The sequence below is a fragment of the Pseudomonas helmanticensis genome, assembly GCF_900182985.1.
GTDB lineage: Bacteria > Pseudomonadota > Gammaproteobacteria > Pseudomonadales > Pseudomonadaceae > Aquipseudomonas > Aquipseudomonas helmanticensis.
Genome location: NZ_FXUY01000001.1, coordinates 3,523,329 through 3,543,557, shown reverse-complemented (window position 1 = coordinate 3,543,557; position 20,229 = coordinate 3,523,329). Strand labels below are relative to the sequence as shown.

The 20,229-nt window shown below is 57.4% G+C and carries 13 protein-coding genes, 2 tRNA genes and 3 rRNA genes; 8 read left to right on the top strand and 10 right to left on the bottom strand.

Annotated elements, in window-relative coordinates:
• Window positions 1-110: 110 nt before the first annotated feature.
• The 3 genes from QOL84_RS15890 to QOL84_RS15880 all read right to left on the bottom strand — a co-directional run bounded on the left by QOL84_RS15890 (window position 111) and on the right by QOL84_RS15880 (window position 2,816).
• Window positions 111-1,469 (bottom strand): 8-oxoguanine deaminase, encoded by a 1,359-nt coding sequence (locus tag QOL84_RS15890; RefSeq protein WP_283437813.1) that lies wholly within the window; start codon window positions 1,467-1,469, stop codon window positions 111-113.
• 287 nt (window positions 1,470-1,756) lie between these two features.
• A complete protein-coding gene (locus QOL84_RS15885) occupies window positions 1,757-2,443 on the bottom strand; it encodes an SDR family oxidoreductase (protein ID WP_129388683.1) in 687 nt (228 codons plus the stop codon).
• A 22-nt stretch (window positions 2,444-2,465) separates the two neighbouring features.
• Window positions 2,466-2,816, bottom strand: coding sequence for a MerR family transcriptional regulator (locus QOL84_RS15880; protein WP_150795725.1), 351 nt, complete (start codon window positions 2,814-2,816; stop codon window positions 2,466-2,468).
• Window positions 2,817-2,899: 83 nt separating this feature from the next.
• Between QOL84_RS15880 and QOL84_RS15875 the strand changes: the two genes are divergently transcribed.
• On the top strand, window positions 2,900-3,370 hold the full coding sequence (locus QOL84_RS15875; protein WP_283437812.1) for a hypothetical protein: 471 nt from the start codon (window positions 2,900-2,902) through the stop codon (window positions 3,368-3,370).
• Here QOL84_RS15875 and QOL84_RS15870 read toward each other — a convergent pair.
• The 7 genes from QOL84_RS15870 to QOL84_RS15840 form a co-directional block, all read right to left on the bottom strand.
• Window positions 3,367-4,293, bottom strand: coding sequence for an ABC transporter permease (locus QOL84_RS15870; RefSeq protein ID WP_283437811.1), 927 nt, complete (start codon window positions 4,291-4,293; stop codon window positions 3,367-3,369). The two genes, QOL84_RS15875 and QOL84_RS15870, sit on opposite strands and share 4 nt — an antisense overlap.
• Window positions 4,293-5,399, bottom strand: a complete 1,107-nt coding sequence (locus QOL84_RS15865; protein WP_283437810.1) for an ABC transporter permease — start codon at window positions 5,397-5,399, stop codon at window positions 4,293-4,295. Before QOL84_RS15865 ends, QOL84_RS15870 begins: the two co-directional genes overlap by 1 nt.
• A gap of 13 nt (window positions 5,400-5,412) precedes the next feature.
• On the bottom strand, window positions 5,413-6,960 hold the full coding sequence (locus tag QOL84_RS15860; protein ID WP_283437809.1) for an ABC transporter ATP-binding protein: 1,548 nt from the start codon (window positions 6,958-6,960) through the stop codon (window positions 5,413-5,415).
• Between the two features lie 577 nt (window positions 6,961-7,537).
• On the bottom strand, window positions 7,538-8,119 hold the full coding sequence (locus tag QOL84_RS15855) for an IMPACT family protein (protein WP_283437808.1): 582 nt from the start codon (window positions 8,117-8,119) through the stop codon (window positions 7,538-7,540).
• A gap of 7 nt (window positions 8,120-8,126) precedes the next feature.
• Entirely contained in the window at window positions 8,127-8,777 is a 651-nt protein-coding gene (locus tag QOL84_RS15850) for a TetR/AcrR family transcriptional regulator (protein WP_283437807.1), read from the bottom strand.
• Between the two features lie 88 nt (window positions 8,778-8,865).
• Window positions 8,866-10,254, bottom strand: a complete 1,389-nt coding sequence (locus QOL84_RS15845; protein ID WP_283437806.1) for a uracil-xanthine permease family protein — start codon at window positions 10,252-10,254, stop codon at window positions 8,866-8,868.
• Window positions 10,255-10,397: 143 nt separating this feature from the next.
• Window positions 10,398-11,318 (bottom strand): LysR family transcriptional regulator, encoded by a 921-nt coding sequence (locus QOL84_RS15840; RefSeq protein WP_053116962.1) that lies wholly within the window; start codon window positions 11,316-11,318, stop codon window positions 10,398-10,400.
• 138 nt (window positions 11,319-11,456) lie between these two features.
• On the opposite strand from QOL84_RS15840, the gene aptA reads away from it, so the two are divergent.
• The 7 genes from aptA (at window position 11,457) to rrf (ending at window position 20,186) form a co-directional block, all read left to right on the top strand.
• Complete coding sequence (gene aptA, locus QOL84_RS15835; protein WP_283437805.1) at window positions 11,457-12,806, top strand: omega-aminotransferase AptA; 1,350 nt, start codon at window positions 11,457-11,459, stop codon at window positions 12,804-12,806.
• 77 nt (window positions 12,807-12,883) lie between these two features.
• Window positions 12,884-14,377 carry a CoA-acylating methylmalonate-semialdehyde dehydrogenase gene (locus tag QOL84_RS15830; RefSeq protein ID WP_053116963.1) on the top strand — a complete coding sequence of 498 codons (1,494 nt, stop codon included), beginning with the start codon at window positions 12,884-12,886 and terminating at the stop codon, window positions 14,375-14,377.
• A gap of 574 nt (window positions 14,378-14,951) precedes the next feature.
• A 16S ribosomal RNA gene (locus QOL84_RS15825) occupies window positions 14,952-16,488 on the top strand.
• A 123-nt stretch (window positions 16,489-16,611) separates the two neighbouring features.
• A tRNA-Ile gene (locus QOL84_RS15820) sits at window positions 16,612-16,688 on the top strand.
• 10 nt (window positions 16,689-16,698) lie between these two features.
• Window positions 16,699-16,774: transfer RNA gene (locus QOL84_RS15815), tRNA-Ala, on the top strand.
• Between the two features lie 234 nt (window positions 16,775-17,008).
• Window positions 17,009-19,902, top strand: a 23S ribosomal RNA gene (locus QOL84_RS15810).
• Window positions 19,903-20,070: 168 nt separating this feature from the next.
• A 5S ribosomal RNA gene (gene rrf / locus QOL84_RS15805) occupies window positions 20,071-20,186 on the top strand.
• The 16S, 23S and 5S rRNA genes sit together here with 2 tRNA genes alongside, the layout of an rRNA operon.
• Window positions 20,187-20,229 lie beyond the last annotated feature (43 nt).

Here is a 20,229-nt window from a genome sequence, read left to right as displayed (position 1 = left end):
GAGCCCCCTGTAGGAGCTGCCGAAGGCTGCGATCTTTTGATCTTGCTTCTAGAAAAACAGATCAAAAGATCGCAGCCTTCGGCAGCTCCTACATGGGGATGATCCGGGGATCAGGTACCGGCGATCAGCTGGCGTGCCGCCTGGCTGTGATCGGCGATCAGGCCTTTGAGGTCAAGGCCTTCAACCTGTCCTTCAACCACGCGCCACTTGCCGCCAATCATCACCCGATCCGCACGATCCGCGCCGCACAACAGCAGCGCCGAAATCGGATCATGGCTGCCCGAGAAGCGCAGCTCATCGAGCTTGAACAACGCCAGATCCGCCTGCTTGCCCACGGCAATCTCACCAATGTCGGTGCGGCCCAACAGACTCGCCGAACCCTTGGTCGCCCAGCCCAGCACACGCTCCGGGGTGATCTTCTCGGCGCCGTAACGCAGACGCTGGATGTACAGCGCCTGACGCGCTTCGAGAATCATGTTCGACGCATCGTTGGACGCCGAACCGTCGACGCCCAGACCAAACAAGGCACCGGCATCGGTCAGGTCGATACTTGGGCAAATGCCGGAGGCCAGACGCATATTCGAACTCGGGCAATGGCAAATGCCGGTGCCAGCCTGACCCAAGCGAGCGATTTCGTCCGGGTTGAAGTGGATGCCGTGCGCCAGCCAGGTGCGTGGGCCGAGCCAGCCGACGCTGTCGAGATAATCGACGGTGCGCAGGCCAAAACGCTGCAGGCAGAAGTCTTCTTCGTCGAGGGTTTCCGCCAGGTGCGTGTGCAGGCGCACGTCGAGCTTGTTCGCCAGTTCAGCACTGGCCGACATGATTTCCGGAGTCACCGAGAACGGCGAGCACGGCGCCAGCGCGATCTGGATCTGCGCGCCGTCACCGCGTTCGTGGTACTCGTGAATCAGGCGCTGACTGTCGTCGAGAATCACCTGACCTTCCTGCACGGTCTGCTGCGGCGGCAGGCCGCCGTCCTTCTCGCCGAGGCTCATCGAACCGCGGGTGAGCATGGCGCGCATGCCCAGTTCACGCACGGTTTCGACTTGCACGTCGATGGCGTTTTCCAGACCGTCCGGGAACAGATAGTGATGGTCGGCAGCGGTGGTGCAACCCGACAGCAGCAGTTCGGCCAAGGCAACTTTGGTCGCGAGGGCGAGTTTCTCCGGTGTCAGGCGCGCCCACACCGGGTACAGGGTTTTCAGCCACGGAAACAACGGCTGATTGACCACTGGGGCCCAAGCGCGGGTGAGGGTTTGATAGAAGTGGTGGTGGGTGTTGATCAGGCCCGGCAGGATCACATGCTCGCGGGCATCGAACACTGCATTGCACGGCGCCGACGGCTGTTGGCCGGCCGCGAGGACTTCGACGATGACACCGTCTTGCACGACAAGACCGCCACGGGCATCGAGTTCGTTGGAGGTGAAAATGGCGAGGGGGTTTTTTAACCAGGTACGGGTCGCGGGCATGTTGCCGGCTCCTCTGAAAATTGGGTTCAGGGTTGCCAGCTCAGTGATGCCCTGTCTGCTGATCCAGGGTCGCCGCAAGGGACGAGGTGCGCAGTTTCAAACAAAACGCCGCGTCGGGCAAGCCCAACCCGACCAGACAACACACAACCAAAATGCACAAACCCTGTAGGAGCTGCCGAAGGCTGCGATCTTTTGATTGTAAAAAACAGGATCAAAAGATCGCAGCCTTCGGCGGCTCCTACAGTTAGCCAGTCATGCAGGTATTCAGGGGATTTTGATTTTGCGGCTTACCAGGGAATCGTTTCGCCCTTGTAGTTGATGAAATGATGCCCGCCCTTGCCGGTATACGCATTCACCTGATCGATTAACCCACGGGTGCTGGTTTCAACGTCAAGGTCAGCCCCTTCGCCGCCCATATCGGTCTTCACCCAACCCGGATGCAGCGACAACACCGTCATCTTCTGCTCACCCAACTGCGTGACAAAACTGTTGGTCATCGAGTTCAGCGCAGCTTTGCTGGCCTTGTACAGCGCCAGCTCCGGCGCGTCCGCCACTGTCACGCTGCCCAGTCCGGAACTCATGAATGCCAGCACGCCGCTGCCGTCACGAATCTGCCCGACAAAACGCTGTGCCAGGTTGATCGGCGCCACCGCGTTGGTGAAAAACAGCTGACCGACCTCAGCCAGTGTCGCGCCGCCCGGGGTCTGATCCGCCGGGCCTTTGACCCCGGCGTTGACGAACAGCAGATCAAACGTTTCGCCCTTGAGTTGCTGACTCAGGGCGATCACCGCCTGCTGGTCGTCCATGTCGAGCTTCTCGATCCGCACCTTGCCCAGTGCTTGCAGCGCCTCGGCGTTTTGCGGATTGCGCACGGTGGCGGTGACCTGCCAGCCGTCGGCCAGCAGGGTTTGCACCAGACCGAGGCCCAGGCCCCGGGAGGCGCCGATGATCAGTGCGTTTTTTGCAGACATGATGGGCTTCCTTGATGAATGAGGATCATGGATTCAATGGACAGGCCTGACCGAGCCGAAGTTGCAACTCCTGACGCAGTACGTCGAGTTCGCGCATGCGGGTTTCGATCAGTTGCAGTTTGTCGCGCAGCAATTGCGCCACGGCGTTGTCCGGATCGGGCGCGTTCCACAATGCCGCGACGCTATCGCCGATCTCGCCGAGGGTAAATCCCAGGCGCTGCGCCGTTTTGATATAGAGCACCAGTTGCACCATCTCCGGCGGATAGTCGCGATAACCGTTGGCACTGCGTTGCGCCGCGATCAACCCGCGCTGCTCATAGAAACGCAGGGTGTCACGACTGACGGCGCTGGCCTGGGCTAATTCACCGATGCGCATAGTGGCTCTCAAAACAGCTGTTGACCCTGGAGCATACTCCAGGCTTTACCGTGGTTGCTCCCTGAATTTCTGGAGCATGGATGATGTGGACTTCAACGCAGTATCGCCACGTGGTGCGCGGCAGCGCCTGGTATGACCTGATCGTGACGGCAGCGTTTGCCACGCCGTGGAGTTTTGCTTTTGTGCACGGGTTGTTGAGCGCACTGAACTTGCCGGGTGAGCTACCGGCGTTTCAACCTGTGCATATGTTGATGGCGAATCTGTTGGGTTCGCTGGTGTGCGTGTGGGCGGTGCTGCGGATTCGTGATCCGCAGGCGCTTTATGGACGGTATGACGCGGTGGCGCGGTTTTTGTTTGCGGCATGGCAAGCGTACGCATTGGCCCATGGCGCCAGTTCGATCCTGCTGGTTTTCCTGGTCTTCGAACTGGCGTGGGGCGTTGCTCAGGTGTTGCCTGTTCGAAAGCTATCGCGAGCAGGCTCGCTCCCACAGGGGAATGCGGTCAACTGTGGGAGCGGGCTTGCTCGCGAAGAGGCCCGCCCAAACAACAATTAATGCCCCGCCTGCCAAGGCTGCCCCAACGACACCGGCGCATACAACCGCGTACGCAGCGCATCCCGCGACAACAACACCAGCACCACAATCGTCGCCACATACGGCAGCATCGCCAGCAAACTCGATGGAATCGCCAGCCCCAACCCCTGCGCCACCAGATGCAGGATGCTGGCGAGTCCAAACAGATACGCCCCAAGCAACAACCGCCACACCCGCCAACTGGCAAACACCACCAGCGCCAACGCGATCCAGCCGCGTCCAGCGGTCATGTTTTCCGCCCACATCGGCGTGTACGCCAGCGACAGATACGCCCCGGCCAACCCGGCCATCGCACCGCCGAACAGCACCGCCAATGTGCGCACAGTCAACACCGGCAGCCCCATCGCACTGGCCGCATCCGGGTTCTCGCCCACCGCCTGAATGATCAACCCGACACGACTTTTGACGATCACCCACGCCACCAGCGCAAACAGCGCGAACGACAGGTACACCAGCAGATCCTGAGCAAACAGCATCCGCCCGATCATTGGAATCTCACTCAGATAAGGAATCGCCACCGGCTCAAAACCCGTCAACGGTTTCCCCACCCAAGCCGCGCCGACAAAGGTCGACAGGCCGACACCAAAAATCGTCAGGGCCAGCCCGGTCGCGACCTGATTGGCGTTGAACACCAGCGCCACCAAGGCAAACAGCGACGACAACAACATCCCGGCGAGCATCGCCAGCAACACGCCAAGCCAGAGGTTGTCGCTGTTGAACGCAACGATAAAACCGATCACCGCGCCAAACAGCATCATCCCTTCCTGCCCGAGGTTGAGCACGCCGCTCTTCTCGCAGATCAGTTCACCCAGCGCCACCAGCAACAACGGCGTGCCGCAACGCACCATGGCGTAGAAAATATTGCTCAACAGATCGATATCCATCACAGCGCTCCGGCGGTTACGGCGGTAGTCGAAGTACGCTTCACCCACCGCAAATTCAGGCGTGGCCGATAGAGGATCAGCACGTCACAGGCGAGCAGGAAAAACAGCATCATTCCCTGGAATAACTGGGTGATCGCCTGCGGCAGATTCAGGGTCATTTGTGCACTCTCGCCGCCGATGTACAGCAGCGCCATCAGCAGGCTAGAAAACAGAATCCCGATCGGATTGAGTCGCCCAAGAAACGCCACGGTGATCGCCGCATAGCCGTAACCCGGCGAAACCTGCGGCACCAATTGACCGATCGGCCCGGTCACTTCGCAGACACCCGCAAGCCCCGCCAAGCCGCCGCTGATCAATAGCGCCAGCCAGATCAAACGCTTCTCGCGAAAGCCGACAAACCCCGCCGCACGCTTGTCCAGCCCGAGCACTTTGATCTGGAAACCGACAAAGCTTTTTTGCAGCAACACCCACACAGCGACCAGTGCGAGCAGGGCGAAATACACCCCGGCGTGCACGCGGCCGTCCTCCATCAACAACGGCAAACGGCTGGCATCGCCGAACATCGCCGACTCGGGAAAGTTGAAGCCGGCCGGATCCTTCAGCGGCCCGTGCACGCAGAACAGCAGCAGGTTCAGAGCGATGTAATTGAGCATGATGCTGGTGAGGATTTCGTTGGCGTTGAAGCGCGTGCGCAACCACGCCGTCAGCCCGGCCCACGCCGCGCCGGCGAGGGTGCCGGTGAGCAGAATCAACACCAGCGCCCAACGGCTCTGCATGTCGATGATGTTCACCGCGAGGGCACTGCCGGCGAGCGCGCCGAGGAGCAATTGACCTTCGGCGCCGATGTTCCAGATTCGCGCCTGATACGCCACGGCTAAGCCCAGTGCGCAAAGCAGAATCGGCAACGCTTTGACCAGCAACTCGGAGACACCATACAAATCGCTGACCGGCGCGATCAGCAGCGTACGCAAGGTTTGCAGCGGGTCATGCCCAAGGGCGATAAACAACAGCGAACCGCAGCCAAGCGTCAGTACCGCCGCCAATAACGGCGAGCACCACAGCATCAGGCGCGATTGCTGGCCACGGGGTTCGAGGGAAAGCAGCATGTTTGAAACTCCGTTAAACCGTGGCGGCAGAAGGTGGGTTGTTGAACTGACCGGCCATCCAGCCGCCGACGTCGCTGAGCTGCGTATCGGTGGTGTTGTGCAGCGCTGACAGGCGTCCACCACACAACGCGCCGAGGCGGTCGCTGATCTGGAACAGTTCGTCGAGGTCTTCGGAAATCACCAGAATCGCCGCACCGGCATCGCGCAACGCGATGAGCGCGCGGTGGATGGTCGCGGCGGCGCCGACGTCAACACCCCAGGTCGGGTGCGCGGCGATCAGCAGTTTCGGTTGCTGGAGGATTTCCCGACCGAGGATGAATTTCTGCAGGTTGCCTCCGGAGAGGCTGCGCGCAGCGGTGTACATGTCCGGGGTTTTCACGCCGAAGCGCTGAATGATCTGTTGGGCGAGGGCTTCGACTTTGCCGCGTTCGATCAAACCGTGGCGGACCAGGCCTTGTTGGAAAGCGGTAAGCAGGGCGTTATCGGCCAGACTCAATTCCGGTACCGCGCCGTGGCCGAGGCGTTCGGCAGGCACGAACGCCAAACCCAGTTTGCGCCGCGCGTCCGGGCGCAAATCGGCAACATTCTGCTCAGCGAATCGAAGGGTTGCCGCTTCGGCCTCAGGCAAGGTTTGTTCACCACTGAGCAGCGCGAGCAACTCATCCTGACCGTTGCCCGCGACGCCGGCAATGCCGACGATTTCACCGCTGCGCACCTGCACATTGAGGTCAGTCAGCGAGCAGCCGAACGGATCCGGGTTGTGCCAGCTCAATCCCGTTACCTGCAAAAACGCCGCGCCGCCGCGGACCTTCGGATAATCACCGATCAACGTTGCCGCTTCGCCGACCATCATTTGCGCCAGTTGCTGATCCGAGCACTCGGCCGGCAGGCAATGTCCGGCCACCCGTCCTCCGCGCAGAACTGTCGCGCTATGACACAGCGCCCGAACCTCGCCGAGCTTGTGGCTGATGAACAAAATGCTGCAGCCCTCGGCTGCGAGACGGCGCAGGGTGATGAACAATTCGTCGGCCTCCTGCGGTGTCAGCACCGAAGTTGGCTCATCGAGGATCAACAGGCGAATGTCCTGCATCAGGCAGCGAATGATCTCGACCCGTTGCCGCTCGCCGATCGACAGGCTGTGGACAAGTCGCTCCGGCTCCAGCGCCATGCCATAACGGCGCGACACTTCACGAATCTTCGGCTCCAGTTGTTTCGGTGTGCCGGCCGCCGCACCCATCGCCAGCGCAATGTTCTGCGCGACGCTGAGGGTTTCGAACAGCGAGAAATGCTGGAATACCATGCCGATGCCCAACTGCCGCGCTTGCGCTGGATTGCGCATATTGACCCGTTGACCTTGCCAGAGCATCTCGCCCGAATCGGCCTGGGTGACGCCGTAGATGATCTTCATCAAGGTACTTTTGCCCGCGCCGTTTTCACCGAGCAGGGCGTGGATTTCTCCGGGCGCGATGCTCAGGTCGATGGCGTCGTTGGCCAGACAACCGGGGTAGCGTTTGCTGATCTGGCGCAGTTGCAGGCGCGGGATAGGAGGAGCGATGGGCATGACAGGCTCGACTTGCTTGGAGTTGTGCCTGTGGATAAAGCAATTTCCTGGCCATTGAGTCAGGAACCAGCACGCACGGCGCTTGCGAGCGCTTGGTGCAGAGCATCGGCGTGCGTTTCACCTGCAACCATGGCACCAAATCAGCGCAAAGCCGTTGATCGGGCTCCAGTTTTGCCCGTGATTAACTGATCAAAAAACGAGCAACTGCGTGGGGGCTAGGCAGCACCTGCGACTGAGCCGGTCATGAACGGGTTATCCACAGGTTGCTCCACAGTTTTTGTGCGCAAGCCGCAAGCACGGGCATAAGCACTGCGGTGCTTTCTTCCAATGGTGATAAACGGATCTAACTAGTTGTTTATGTTTGATATTTTCAGTTCGTCGGATGAATTGAACGAAAAATGAGCAAACCGCGCAAAGCCACGTGACAGAAGGGTTACAGCGGATTGTACTCAGGTTATCCACAGTCGGGTGCACAGCAGATGTGGGCAAGTCTGTGGAATAAGCAAATTCGCATCCGCCCCAAAACATCGCACCCCTGTGTAGGAGCTGCGGAACGCTGCGATCTTTGGACCTTGCTTCACCGCTGCAACAAAATCCGCCCCCGACTCAAATCCGCCAACTGCCCCTGCAACACCGCAATCTGCGCCTCACCCACCGCCAACTTCAACTCAACGCCATTCGCCGTAAAATTCTCCTCCACGACCAACCCACCCAGGTCCGCCACCCGCAACTTCACCAACGCCAACTCGGCAAACCCGCAAGCGCAACTCACCGGCACCCGGCTGATCAACTCAACCTTCGCCGCCGTCTGCAAACACTTGTTCGCCCCACCGCCATACGCCCGAGCCAACCCGCCGGTGCCCAGTTGAATCCCGCCGTACCAACGAATCACCAGCACCGCGACCTGATCACAATCCTGCGCTTCAATCGCCGCCAATATCGGTCGCCCAGCGGTGCCGCCCGGTTCGCCGTCGTCATTGCTGCGGTATTGATCGCCGAGTTTCCACGCCCAGCAATTGTGCGAGGCGTTGAAGTCGCTGTGCTGTTCGAAGAACGCCTGCGCATCGGCAGGGCTGCTGATCGGCGTGGCGAAGGTGATAAAGCGGCTTTTGCGAATTTCTTCGCGGAACTCGCAAAAACCGCTGAGGGTGAAAGGCATAAATGTCTTATAGAGGAGGAGTGAGGCCGCAGCCTTTGAGAATAATGCGGATCAGGTTGTTGCCGGCGTCTTCCATGTCCTGTTTGGTCAACTTGCTGCGACCGCTGACACGACAGATCTGCGTGGCGAAGTCGGCGTAATGCTGGGTGCTGCCCCACAACAGGAAGATCAGGTGCACCGGATCAACCGCGTCCATTTTGCCCGCATCGATCCACGCTTGAAACACCGCCGCGCGGCCGTTGAACCAGGCGCGGTAATCCTGATTGAAATATTCGCTCAGGCATTCGCCGCCGCTGATCACTTCCATCGCGAAGATCCGCGAGGCTTGCGGCTGACGACGGGAGAATTCCATCTTGGCGCGGATGTAGCGGGTCAGCGCTTCGGCCGGATCGTCCTCGGCGGTGAGCGTGTTGAAGGTGCTGTCCCACAGCTCGATGATGTTGCTCAGCACCGCCACGTACAAACCGAGTTTGTTGGTGAAGTAGTAATGCAGGTTCGCCTTGGGCAACCCGGCATTCTGCGCGATGGTATTCATGCTGGTGCCTTTGTACCCGTGGCGGGCGAACTCGTCTTCGGCAGCTTTGAGGATGGTCTCTTCGTTCTTTTGACGAATGCGGCTGGCGGGTTTGCCGCCATGGGCAGGGACTTCAAAGGTCATAGGCACTTCCGGGTTTGTCTGTGGGTGCAACCAGTTGCGTTGATAGCGCACCCACAGGCATCCGACAAGTCCTGAAACGATAAAACCGTTACGCCTGTTCGATCTTGTTCAGCGCCGCGTGCACTTCAGCGCTCTTGGTTTTCGACTCCGGCAGCAACAGGCAGAGGACGATTGCCGTCAGACCGCCGCTGGTGATCGCCGAGTCGAACAGGTTCTGCACCAGTTTCGGCAGCAAGTGCAGTAGGGTCGGTTGCGCGGCGATGCCCAGGCCGACACCGAACGAAGTGGCGATGATCAACATGCTGCGGCGATCCAGCGGCGACTGCGCGAGGATGCGTACGCCGGCAGCAGCCACCGCGCCGAACATCACCAGGGTGGCGCCGCCGAGCACCGGTTTTGGAATCTGTTGCAACACCGCGCCAATCGTTGGAAACAGGCCGAGACAAAACAGGATCGCGCCGATGTACAGCCCTACGTAGCGGCTGGCGACGCCGGTCAACTGGATCACACCGTTGTTCTGCGCGAATGTGGTGTTGGGAAAGGCGCTGAAAGTCGCGGCGATCATGCAGCTCACGCCATCGCCGAGTACGCCACCGCGCAATCGGCTTATATAAGAAGGGCCGCTGATTGGCTGGCGGGCGAGCATGCAGTTGGCGGTGAGGTCGCCGACGGTTTCGATGGTGCTGATCAGATAAATCAACGCGACGGGCAGGAATGCCGTCCAGTCGAAGCTGAATCCGAACTTGAACGGCGTAGGAAAACTCACCAGCGGCAAGTCAGGCAACGGCTGTGGCAGCAGTTTCCCACTGAACCACGCCGCCAGACTGCCCAACAGCAAACCAATGATGATCGCCGACAGCCTCACCCACGGCGTGTTCGAACGGTTGAGCAGAATGATCGTCAGCAACACGAATACACCGAGCGCCAGATTGCCCGGCGCACCGAAGTCCGGTGCATTGAAACCGCCACCGAGATCAGTGATGCCGACCTTGATCAGGCTGATGCCGATCAGGGTGATGACGATCCCGGTCACCAGCGGCGTGATGACTCTGCGCAATTGACCGATGAAACGGCTCAGGACGATCTGCACCATTGCGCCGAAGAAACACACACCGAAGATCATTGCGAGAATGTCTTCCGGGCTGCCGCCACGTTGCTTGACCAGAAACCCGGCCGACAGCACCGCGCCCAGGAAGGCGAAACTGGTGCCTTGCAGACAGATCATCCCGGCGCCAATGCCGAACGGCCGCCGCGCCTGAATAAACGTGCCGACGCCCGAAACCATCAAGGCCATGCTGATCAGATACGGTAAGTACGCGGTCAGCCCCAGCGCCGAACCAATCACCAGCGGCGGGGTGATGATGCCGACGAAACTGGCAAGCACGTGTTGCAGCGCCGCGAGCGTCGCGGCGAGTGGTTTGGGCCGGTCGTTGAGGCCGTAGATCAGATCACTGGACGGTGCGGAATCTGGCTGCATGGCTAAAGGCTTCTTATCAAAGGAACGAAGTAATTCCCCCTCTGCAAAAACCTGTCCACTTGCTCAACTTATCCCCCCTGCAGGAGCTGCCGAAGGCCGCGATCCCTTGTTCTTGCTGTACTTCACCAACGTCGCATCCCTCATCAACGCGTCGCCGCCAGACTCTCCAAAAAGCTCTCCAGCACCAAATGAGGGCGCCGCCCCTTGCGCGTGACCGATGCCAGACTTAAATCGTAAAATCGCGTTCCTGCTTTTAAAGCACGCAACCGCCCCTGCTGCACCCAAAGACTGGCGTAATGATCCGGCAGATAACCAATGTAACGCCCTGTCAAAATCAAAAACGCCATGCCCTCACGGTCAGAAGCACTGGCCGTGCAATTGAGCGCCTGGTAATGCGCCTGAATATCCGCCGGCAAACGAAACGTCGGCGCAATCGCGTCCTGACTGTTCAGGCGCTCGTCATCCAGTTGCTTGTCATCGACATAAAACAACGGATGACCGACCGCGCAATAAAGCAGCGAACGTTCGCTATACAGCGGCTGATACTCCAGGCCCGACAAAGCACTGGCCTGCGGCACCACGCCGACATGCAAACGCCCATCGAGCACGCCTTGCTCGACTTCATTGGGCGCAATCATGCGGATCTGGATCTGCACATCCGGCCCGCGTTCCTTCAACTGCGCGAGGGCGTGGGTGATGCGCATGTGGGGGAGGGTGACGAGGTTGTCGGTCAAGCCGATGATCAACTCCCCGCGCAAATGCTGGTGCAGGCCGTTGACCTCGGTGCGGAAGCTTTCCAGCGCACTTAATAGTTGCAGCGCCGATTGATACACCTCGCGACCTTCTTCCGTCAGCGAAAACCCGGCGCGGCCGCGCTGACACAAACGTAAACCGAGACGCTGCTCCAGATCGCTCATCTGCTGACTGATCGCCGAACGACCGATGCCGAGCACGGTTTCCGCTGCCGAGAAGCCGCCACACTCGACCACACTGCGGAAAATCCGCAGCAGGCGAATATCAAAATCACTGACCTGGGCCAGCGGATCGGGGCGGCGGCTGCTCATCTTATTGTTCTCATTGTTTAGCGGAGTTCTAACTGAAGGTTAGAAGAGTTGAATTTCACCGACTTTATCGCCGTGGCAATTTAGCTGCAACAACGCTTTTTATCTCCCTGACGCTTATGCCCTGCGAGGTTTTGCCCGATGAACATGCCTGAAAACGCTCAGTCGCCACTGGCCAGCCAACTGAAGCTGGACGCGCACTGGATGCCGTACACCGCCAACCGTAACTTCCAGCGCGATCCGCGTCTGATCGTTGGCGCCGAAGGCAGTTGGCTGATCGACGACAAGGGCCGCAAGGTATATGACTCGCTGTCCGGTCTGTGGACTTGCGGCGCTGGCCACACCCGCAAGGAAATTCAGGAAGCGGTCTCCAAGCAGTTGGGCACCCTCGATTACTCGCCGGGCTTCCAGTACGGCCACCCGTTGTCGTTCCAGCTGGCCGAGAAGATCACCGAGCTGACCCCGGGCAACCTCAACCACGTGTTCTTCACTGACTCGGGTTCCGAGTGCGCCGATACCGCCGTGAAAATGGTCCGTGCCTACTGGCGCCTGAAGGGTCAGGCGACCAAAACCAAAATGATCGGCCGTGCCCGTGGTTACCACGGCGTGAACATCGCCGGCACCAGCCTCGGCGGCGTCAATGGCAACCGCAAGCTGTTCGGTCAGTCGATGATGGACGTCGATCACCTGCCGCACACGCTGCTGGCGAGCAATGCGTTCTCCCGTGGCATGCCGGAGCAGGGCGGTATCGCTTTGGCCGATGAGCTGTTGAAGCTGATCGAGTTGCACGATGCTTCGAACATCGCCGCGGTATTCGTTGAGCCTATGGCTGGTTCCGCTGGCGTATTGGTTCCGCCGCAGGGTTACCTGAAGCGCCTGCGCGAAATCTGCGATCAGCACAACATCCTGCTGGTGTTCGACGAAGTGATCACTGGTTTCGGTCGTACCGGCAATATGTTCGGCGCCGACACCTTTGGCGTCACACCGGACCTGATGTGTATCGCCAAGCAAGTCACCAACGGCGCGATCCCGATGGGCGCGGTGATTGCCAGCTCCGAGATCTATCAGACCTTCATGAATCAGCCGACCCCGGAGTACGCCGTGGAATTCCCGCACGGCTACACCTACTCGGCGCACCCGGTGGCTTGCGCCGCTGGCCTGGCAGCACTCGACCTGCTGCAAAAAGAAAACCTGGTGCAGAGCGTCGCTGAAGTCGCGCCGCATTTCGAAAACGCGCTGCATGGTCTGAAAGGCTCCAAGCACGTCATCGACATCCGTAACTTCGGCCTGGCCGGTGCGATCCAGATTGCCGGTCGTGACGGCGACGCCATCGTGCGTCCGTTCGAAGCGGGCATGGCCCTTTGGAAAGCCGGGTTCTACGTACGTTTCGGCGGCGACACCCTGCAGTTCGGCCCAACCTTCAACAGCAAGCCGCAAGACCTCGATCGTCTGTTCGACGCGGTCGGCGAAGTGCTGAACAAGCTCGACTGATTTTTCCTTCTATATATACCTACAAAAACGGGCACTCCTTGACCGGGTGCCCGTGGACAAGAATTCAGGAGTTTTCGATGAGCGTTATCCCGCATTTGATCAATGGCGAACTGGTGACCGAGAACGGTCGCGCGGTTGATGTGTTCAACCCGTCTACCGGTCAGGCTATCCACAAGCTGCCATTGGCCACCCGCGAAACCATCCAGAAAGCCATCGATGCCGCCAAGGCTGCGTTCCCGGCCTGGCGCAACACGCCACCGGCCAAACGTGCCCAGGTGATGTTCCGCTTCAAGCAACTGCTCGAGCAGAACGAAGCACGCATCTCGCAACTGATCAGCGAAGAACACGGCAAGACCCTCGAAGACGCTGCCGGTGAATTGAAGCGCGGCATCGAGAACGTCGAGTTCGCCTGCGCCGCCCCGGAAATCCTCAAAGGCGAGTACAGCCGTAACGTCGGCCCGAATATCGACGCATGGTCGGACTTCCAGCCGCTGGGCATCGTCGCCGGTATCACCCCGTTCAACTTCCCGGCCATGGTGCCGCTGTGGATGTACCCACTGGCGATCGTCTGCGGCAACTGCTTCATCCTCAAGCCATCCGAGCGTGATCCAAGCTCGACACTGCTGATCGCTCAGCTGCTGTTGGAAGCCGGCCTGCCGAAAGGTGTGATGAGCGTGGTCCACGGTGACAAGACTGCGGTGGACGCGTTGATCGAAGCGCCGGAAGTCAAAGCGCTGAGCTTCGTTGGCTCGACGCCGATTGCCGAATACATCTACGCCGAAGGTACCAAGCGCGGCAAACGCGTTCAGGCACTGGGCGGCGCGAAGAACCACGCGGTGCTGATGCCGGATGCCGATCTGGATAACGCGGTCAGCGCACTGATGGGCGCGGCGTACGGTTCGTGCGGCGAGCGCTGCATGGCGATCTCGGTTGCCGTGTGTGTGGGCGACCAGGTGGCGGATGCGTTGGTAGCGAAACTGGTTCCACAGATTCAGGCGCTGAAAATCGGTGCCGGCACTTCGTGCGGCCTGGACATGGGCCCACTGGTAACCGGTCAGGCGCGCGACAAGGTCAGCGGCTACGTGGATGATGGCGTCGCAGCGGGCGCGACCCTGGTGGTCGACGGTCGCGGTTTCAGCGTGGCCGGTCATGAAGAAGGCTTCTTCCTCGGTGGCTGTCTGTTCGACAATGTCACCCCGGAGATGCGCATCTATAAAGAAGAAATCTTCGGGCCGGTACTGTGCATCGTTCGCGTCAACAGCCTGGAAGAGGCGATGCAGCTGATCAACGATCACGAATACGGCAACGGCACCTGCATCTTTACCCGTGACGGTGAAGCGGCGCGTCTGTTCTGCGACGAGATCGAGGTTGGTATGGTTGGCGTTAACGTGCCGCTGCCGGTACCGGTGGCTTACCACAGCTTCGGCGGCTGGAAGCGTTCGCTGTTTGGCGACTTGCACGCTTATGGTCCGGACGGCGTGCGCTTCTATACCCGTCGCAAGGCGATCACTCAGCGTTGGCCGCAACGTGCCAGCCATGAGGCTTCGCAGTTCGCCTTCCCTAGCTTATAAGTAGAAGGGCAGTGCAACGAAGGCCGACCCCTTGGGTCGGCCTTCGTGTTTTCGGGGTTTTTTGACCGATGTGACAGAATTATGAAAATAGGGGTTGACGGCAGATTCTGGACGTCTATAATTCGCCCCACTTCCGGCGCAGTCGAAACGGAAAACTCCTTGAGATTCAATGAGTTATGCAGGTTTCGGCAGCAGGTGCTTCAGTTCATCGAAGCCAGAAAGAAGTTGAAAAAGAGGTGTTGACAGCAGCGTGTAACGCTGTAGAATTCGCCTCCCGCTGACGAGAGATCGGAAGCGCAAGTGGTTGAAGTTGTTGAAGAATTCTTCGAAAGCTTCTGAAAATAATCACTTGACAGCAAATGAGGCTGCTGTAGAATGCGCGCCTCGGTTGAGACGAAAGATCTTAACCAACCGCTCTTTAACAACTGAATCAAGCAATTCGTGTGGGTGCTTGTGGAGTCAGACTGATAGTCAACAAGATTATCAGCATCACAAGTTACTCCGCGAGAAATCAAAGATGTAACCAACGATTGCTGAGCCAAGTTTAGGGTTTCTTAAAAACCCAAAGATGTTTGAACTGAAGAGTTTGATCATGGCTCAGATTGAACGCTGGCGGCAGGCCTAACACATGCAAGTCGAGCGGATGAGAGGAGCTTGCTCCTGGATTCAGCGGCGGACGGGTGAGTAATGCCTAGGAATCTGCCTGGTAGTGGGGGGCAACGTTTCGAAAGGAACGCTAATACCGCATACGTCCTACGGGAGAAAGCAGGGGACCTTCGGGCCTTGCGCTATCAGATGAGCCTAGGTCGGATTAGCTAGTTGGTGAGGTAATGGCTCACCAAGGCGACGATCCGTAACTGGTCTGAGAGGATGATCAGTCACACTGGAACTGAGACACGGTCCAGACTCCTACGGGAGGCAGCAGTGGGGAATATTGGACAATGGGCGAAAGCCTGATCCAGCCATGCCGCGTGTGTGAAGAAGGTCTTCGGATTGTAAAGCACTTTAAGTTGGGAGGAAGGGCAGTAACTTAATACGTTGCTGTTTTGACGTTACCGACAGAATAAGCACCGGCTAACTCTGTGCCAGCAGCCGCGGTAATACAGAGGGTGCAAGCGTTAATCGGAATTACTGGGCGTAAAGCGCGCGTAGGTGGTTCGTTAAGTTGGATGTGAAATCCCCGGGCTCAACCTGGGAACTGCATTCAAAACTGTCGAGCTAGAGTATGGTAGAGGGTGGTGGAATTTCCTGTGTAGCGGTGAAATGCGTAGATATAGGAAGGAACACCAGTGGCGAAGGCGACCACCTGGACTGATACTGACACTGAGGTGCGAAAGCGTGGGGAGCAAACAGGATTAGATACCCTGGTAGTCCACGCCGTAAACGATGTCAACTAGCCGTTGGGAGCCTTGAGCTCTTAGTGGCGCAGCTAACGCATTAAGTTGACCGCCTGGGGAGTACGGCCGCAAGGTTAAAACTCAAATGAATTGACGGGGGCCCGCACAAGCGGTGGAGCATGTGGTTTAATTCGAAGCAACGCGAAGAACCTTACCAGGCCTTGACATCCAATGAACTTTCCAGAGATGGATTGGTGCCTTCGGGAACATTGAGACAGGTGCTGCATGGCTGTCGTCAGCTCGTGTCGTGAGATGTTGGGTTAAGTCCCGTAACGAGCGCAACCCTTGTCCTTAGTTACCAGCACGTTATGGTGGGCACTCTAAGGAGACTGCCGGTGACAAACCGGAGGAAGGTGGGGATGACGTCAAGTCATCATGGCCCTTACGGCCTGGGCTACACACGTGCTACAATGGTCGGTACAAAGGGTTGCCAAGCCGCGAGGTGGAGCTAATCCCATAAAACCGATCGTAGTCCGGATCGCAGTCTGCAACTCGACTGCGTGAAGTCGGAATCGCTAGTAATCGTGAATCAGAATGTCACGGTGAATACGTTCCCGGGCCTTGTACACACCGCCCGTCACACCATGGGAGTGGGTTGCACCAGAAGTAGCTAGTCTAACCTTCGGGAGGACGGTTACCACGGTGTGATTCATGACTGGGGTGAAGTCGTAACAAGGTAGCCGTAGGGGAACCTGCGGCTGGATCACCTCCTTAATCGACGACATCAGCTGCTCCATAAGTTCCCACACGAATTGCTTGATTCATTGAAGAAGACGATAGAAGCAGCTTTAAGCTCCAAGCTGATAGCTCCAAGCTAACAGTTACGCGCTCGAAATTGGGTCTGTAGCTCAGTTGGTTAGAGCGCACCCCTGATAAGGGTGAGGTCGGCAGTTCGAATCTGCCCAGACCCACCAATTTTGTTATGGGGCCATAGCTCAGCTGGGAGAGCGCCTGCCTTGCACGCAGGAGGTCAACGGTTCGATCCCGTTTGGCTCCACCATATAACTGCTTCTGAAAGTTTAGAAATGAGTATTCCCTTGAGAATATTGATTTCTAGTCTTTTGATTAGATCGTTCTTTAAAAATTTGGGTATGTGATAGAAAGATAGACTGAACGTTACTTTCACTGGTAACGGATCAGGCTAAGGTAAAATTTGTGAGTTCTCTTAATTGAGAAATTCGAATTTTCGGCGAATGTCGTCTTCACAGTATAACCAGATTGCTTGGGGTTATATGGTCAAGTGAAGAAGCGCATACGGTGGATGCCTTGGCAGTCAGAGGCGATGAAAGACGTGGTAGCCTGCGAAAAGCTTCGGGGAGTCGGCAAACAGACTTTGATCCGGAGATGTCTGAATGGGGGAACCCAGCCATCATAAGATGGTTATCTTGTACTGAATACATAGGTGCAAGAGGCGAACCAGGGGAACTGAAACATCTAAGTACCCTGAGGAAAAGAAATCAACCGAGATTCCCTTAGTAGTGGCGAGCGAACGGGGACTAGCCCTTAAGTGGCTTTGAGATTAGCGGAACGCTCTGGAAAGTGCGGCCATAGTGGGTGATAGCCCTGTACGCGAAAATCTCTTAGTCATGAAATCGAGTAGGACGGAGCACGAGAAACTTTGTCTGAATATGGGGGGACCATCCTCCAAGGCTAAATACTACTGACTGACCGATAGTGAACTAGTACCGTGAGGGAAAGGCGAAAAGAACCCCGGAGAGGGGAGTGAAATAGATCCTGAAACCGTATGCGTACAAGCAGTGGGAGCCCACTTTGTTGGGTGACTGCGTACCTTTTGTATAATGGGTCAGCGACTTATTTTCAGTGGCGAGCTTAACCGAATAGGGGAGGCGTAGCGAAAGCGAGTCTTAATAGGGCGTCTAGTCGCTGGGAATAGACCCGAAACCGGGCGATCTATCCATGGGCAGGTTGAAGGTTGGGTAACACTAACTGGAGGACCGAACCGACTACCGTTGAAAAGTTAGCGGATGACCTGTGGATCGGAGTGAAAGGCTAATCAAGCTCGGAGATAGCTGGTTCTCCTCGAAAGCTATTTAGGTAGCGCCTCATGTATCACTGTAGGGGGTAGAGCACTGTTTCGGCTAGGGGGTCATCCCGACTTACCAAACCGATGCAAACTCCGAATACCTACAAGTGCCGAGCATGGGAGACACACGGCGGGTGCTAACGTCCGTCGTGAAAAGGGAAACAACCCAGACCGTCAGCTAAGGTCCCAAAGTTATGGTTAAGTGGGAAACGATGTGGGAAGGCTTAGACAGCTAGGAGGTTGGCTTAGAAGCAGCCACCCTTTAAAGAAAGCGTAATAGCTCACTAGTCGAGTCGGCCTGCGCGGAAGATGTAACGGGGCTCAAACCATACACCGAAGCTACGGGTATCATCTTCGGATGATGCGGTAGAGGAGCGTTCTGTAAGCCTGTGAAGGTGAGTTGAGAAGCTTGCTGGAGGTATCAGAAGTGCGAATGCTGACATGAGTAACGACAATGGGTGTGAAAAACACCCACGCCGAAAGACCAAGGTTTCCTGCGCAACGTTAATCGACGCAGGGTTAGTCGGTCCCTAAGGCGAGGCTGAAAAGCGTAGTCGATGGAAAACAGGTTAATATTCCTGTACTTCTGGTTATTGCGATGGAGGGACGGAGAAGGCTAGGCCAGCTTGGCGTTGGTTGTCCAAGTTTAAGGTGGTAGGCTGGAATCTTAGGTAAATCCGGGATTCTAAGGCCGAGAGCTGATGACGAGTGTTCTTTTAGAACACGAAGTGGTTGATGCCATGCTTCCAAGAAAAGCTTCTAAGCTTCAGGTAACCAGGAACCGTACCCCAAACCGACACAGGTGGTTGGGTAGAGAATACCAAGGCGCTTGAGAGAACTCGGGTGAAGGAACTAGGCAAAATGGCACCGTAACTTCGGGAGAAGGTGCGCCGGTGAGGGTGAAGGACTTGCTCCGTAAGCTCATGCCGGTCGAAGATACCAGGCCGCTGCGACTGTTTATTAAAAACACAGCACTCTGCAAACACGAAAGTGGACGTATAGGGTGTGACGCCTGCCCGGTGCCGGAAGGTTAATTGATGGGGTTAGCTAACGCGAAGCTCTTGATCGAAGCCCCGGTAAACGGCGGCCGTAACTATAACGGTCCTAAGGTAGCGAAATTCCTTGTCGGGTAAGTTCCGACCTGCACGAATGGCGTAACGATGGCGGCGCTGTCTCCACCCGAGACTCAGTGAAATTGAAATCGCTGTGAAGATGCAGTGTATCCGCGGCTAGACGGAAAGACCCCGTGAACCTTTACTATAGCTTTGCACTGGACTTTGAATTTGCTTGTGTAGGATAGGTGGGAGGCTTTGAAGCGTGGACGCCAGTTCGCGTGGAGCCAACCTTGAAATACCACCCTGGCAACTTTGAGGTTCTAACTCAGGTCCGTTATCCGGATCGAGGACAGTGTATGGTGGGTAGTTTGACTGGGGCGGTCTCCTCCTAAAGAGTAACGGAGGAGTACGAAGGTGCGCTCAGACCGGTCGGAAATCGGTCGTAGAGTATAAAGGCAAAAGCGCGCTTGACTGCGAGACAGACACGTCGAGCAGGTACGAAAGTAGGTCTTAGTGATCCGGTGGTTCTGTATGGAAGGGCCATCGCTCAACGGATAAAAGGTACTCCGGGGATAACAGGCTGATACCGCCCAAGAGTTCATATCGACGGCGGTGTTTGGCACCTCGATGTCGGCTCATCACATCCTGGGGCTGAAGCCGGTCCCAAGGGTATGGCTGTTCGCCATTTAAAGTGGTACGCGAGCTGGGTTTAGAACGTCGTGAGACAGTTCGGTCCCTATCTGCCGTGGACGTTTGAGATTTGAGAGGGGCTGCTCCTAGTACGAGAGGACCGGAGTGGACGAACCTCTGGTGTTCCGGTTGTCACGCCAGTGGCATTGCCGGGTAGCTATGTTCGGGAAAGATAACCGCTGAAAGCATCTAAGCGGGAAACTTGCCTCAAGATGAGATCTCACTGGAACCTTGAGTTCCCTGAAGGGCCGTCGAAGACTACGACGTTGATAGGTTGGGTGTGTAAGCGCTGTGAGGCGTTGAGCTAACCAATACTAATTGCCCGTGAGGCTTGACCATATAACACCCAAGCAATTTGCATGCTCCGAGCTGAAAAGCGAAAGAGACCAGATTGCGGTGTGTGAAGACGAAACGAACCGAAAGTTCGATGTTCACAAACACCGAAAGCTATCACATACCCAATTTGCTGAAGCGAGGCCATCTGGCCACGATTCGGTACCCGAATTTCTTGACGACCATAGAGCGTTGGAACCACCTGATCCCATCCCGAACTCAGCAGTGAAACGATGCATCGCCGATGGTAGTGTGGGGTTTCCCCATGTGAGAGTAGGTCATCGTCAAGATTAAATTCCGAAACCCCAATTGCGAAAGCAGTTGGGGTTTTGT

Excerpts from the sequence above, each read along its gene's own strand:
- QOL84_RS15840 (WP_053116962.1), bottom strand. The coding sequence starts at position 11,318 with ATGAGCAGCCGCCGCCCCGATCCGCTGGCCCAGGTCAGTGATTTTGAT.
- QOL84_RS15860 (WP_283437809.1), bottom strand. The coding sequence starts at position 6,960 with ATGCCCATCGCTCCTCCTATCCCGCGCCTGCAACTGCGCCAGATCAGC.
- QOL84_RS15830 (WP_053116963.1), top strand. The coding sequence starts at position 12,884 with ATGAGCGTTATCCCGCATTTGATCAATGGCGAACTGGTGACCGAGAAC.
- QOL84_RS15880 (WP_150795725.1), bottom strand. The coding sequence starts at position 2,816 with ATGCGCATCGGTGAATTAGCCCAGGCCAGCGCCGTCAGTCGTGACACC.
- QOL84_RS15870 (WP_283437811.1), bottom strand. The coding sequence starts at position 4,293 with ATGGATATCGATCTGTTGAGCAATATTTTCTACGCCATGGTGCGTTGC.
- QOL84_RS15875 (WP_283437812.1), top strand. The coding sequence starts at position 2,900 with ATGTGGACTTCAACGCAGTATCGCCACGTGGTGCGCGGCAGCGCCTGG.
- QOL84_RS15855 (WP_283437808.1), bottom strand. The coding sequence starts at position 8,119 with ATGCCTTTCACCCTCAGCGGTTTTTGCGAGTTCCGCGAAGAAATTCGC.
- QOL84_RS15865 (WP_283437810.1), bottom strand. The coding sequence starts at position 5,399 with ATGCTGCTTTCCCTCGAACCCCGTGGCCAGCAATCGCGCCTGATGCTG.
- QOL84_RS15850 (WP_283437807.1), bottom strand. The coding sequence starts at position 8,777 with ATGACCTTTGAAGTCCCTGCCCATGGCGGCAAACCCGCCAGCCGCATT.
- aptA (WP_283437805.1), top strand. The coding sequence starts at position 11,457 with ATGAACATGCCTGAAAACGCTCAGTCGCCACTGGCCAGCCAACTGAAG.
- QOL84_RS15890 (WP_283437813.1), bottom strand. The coding sequence starts at position 1,469 with ATGCCCGCGACCCGTACCTGGTTAAAAAACCCCCTCGCCATTTTCACC.
- QOL84_RS15845 (WP_283437806.1), bottom strand. The coding sequence starts at position 10,254 with ATGCAGCCAGATTCCGCACCGTCCAGTGATCTGATCTACGGCCTCAAC.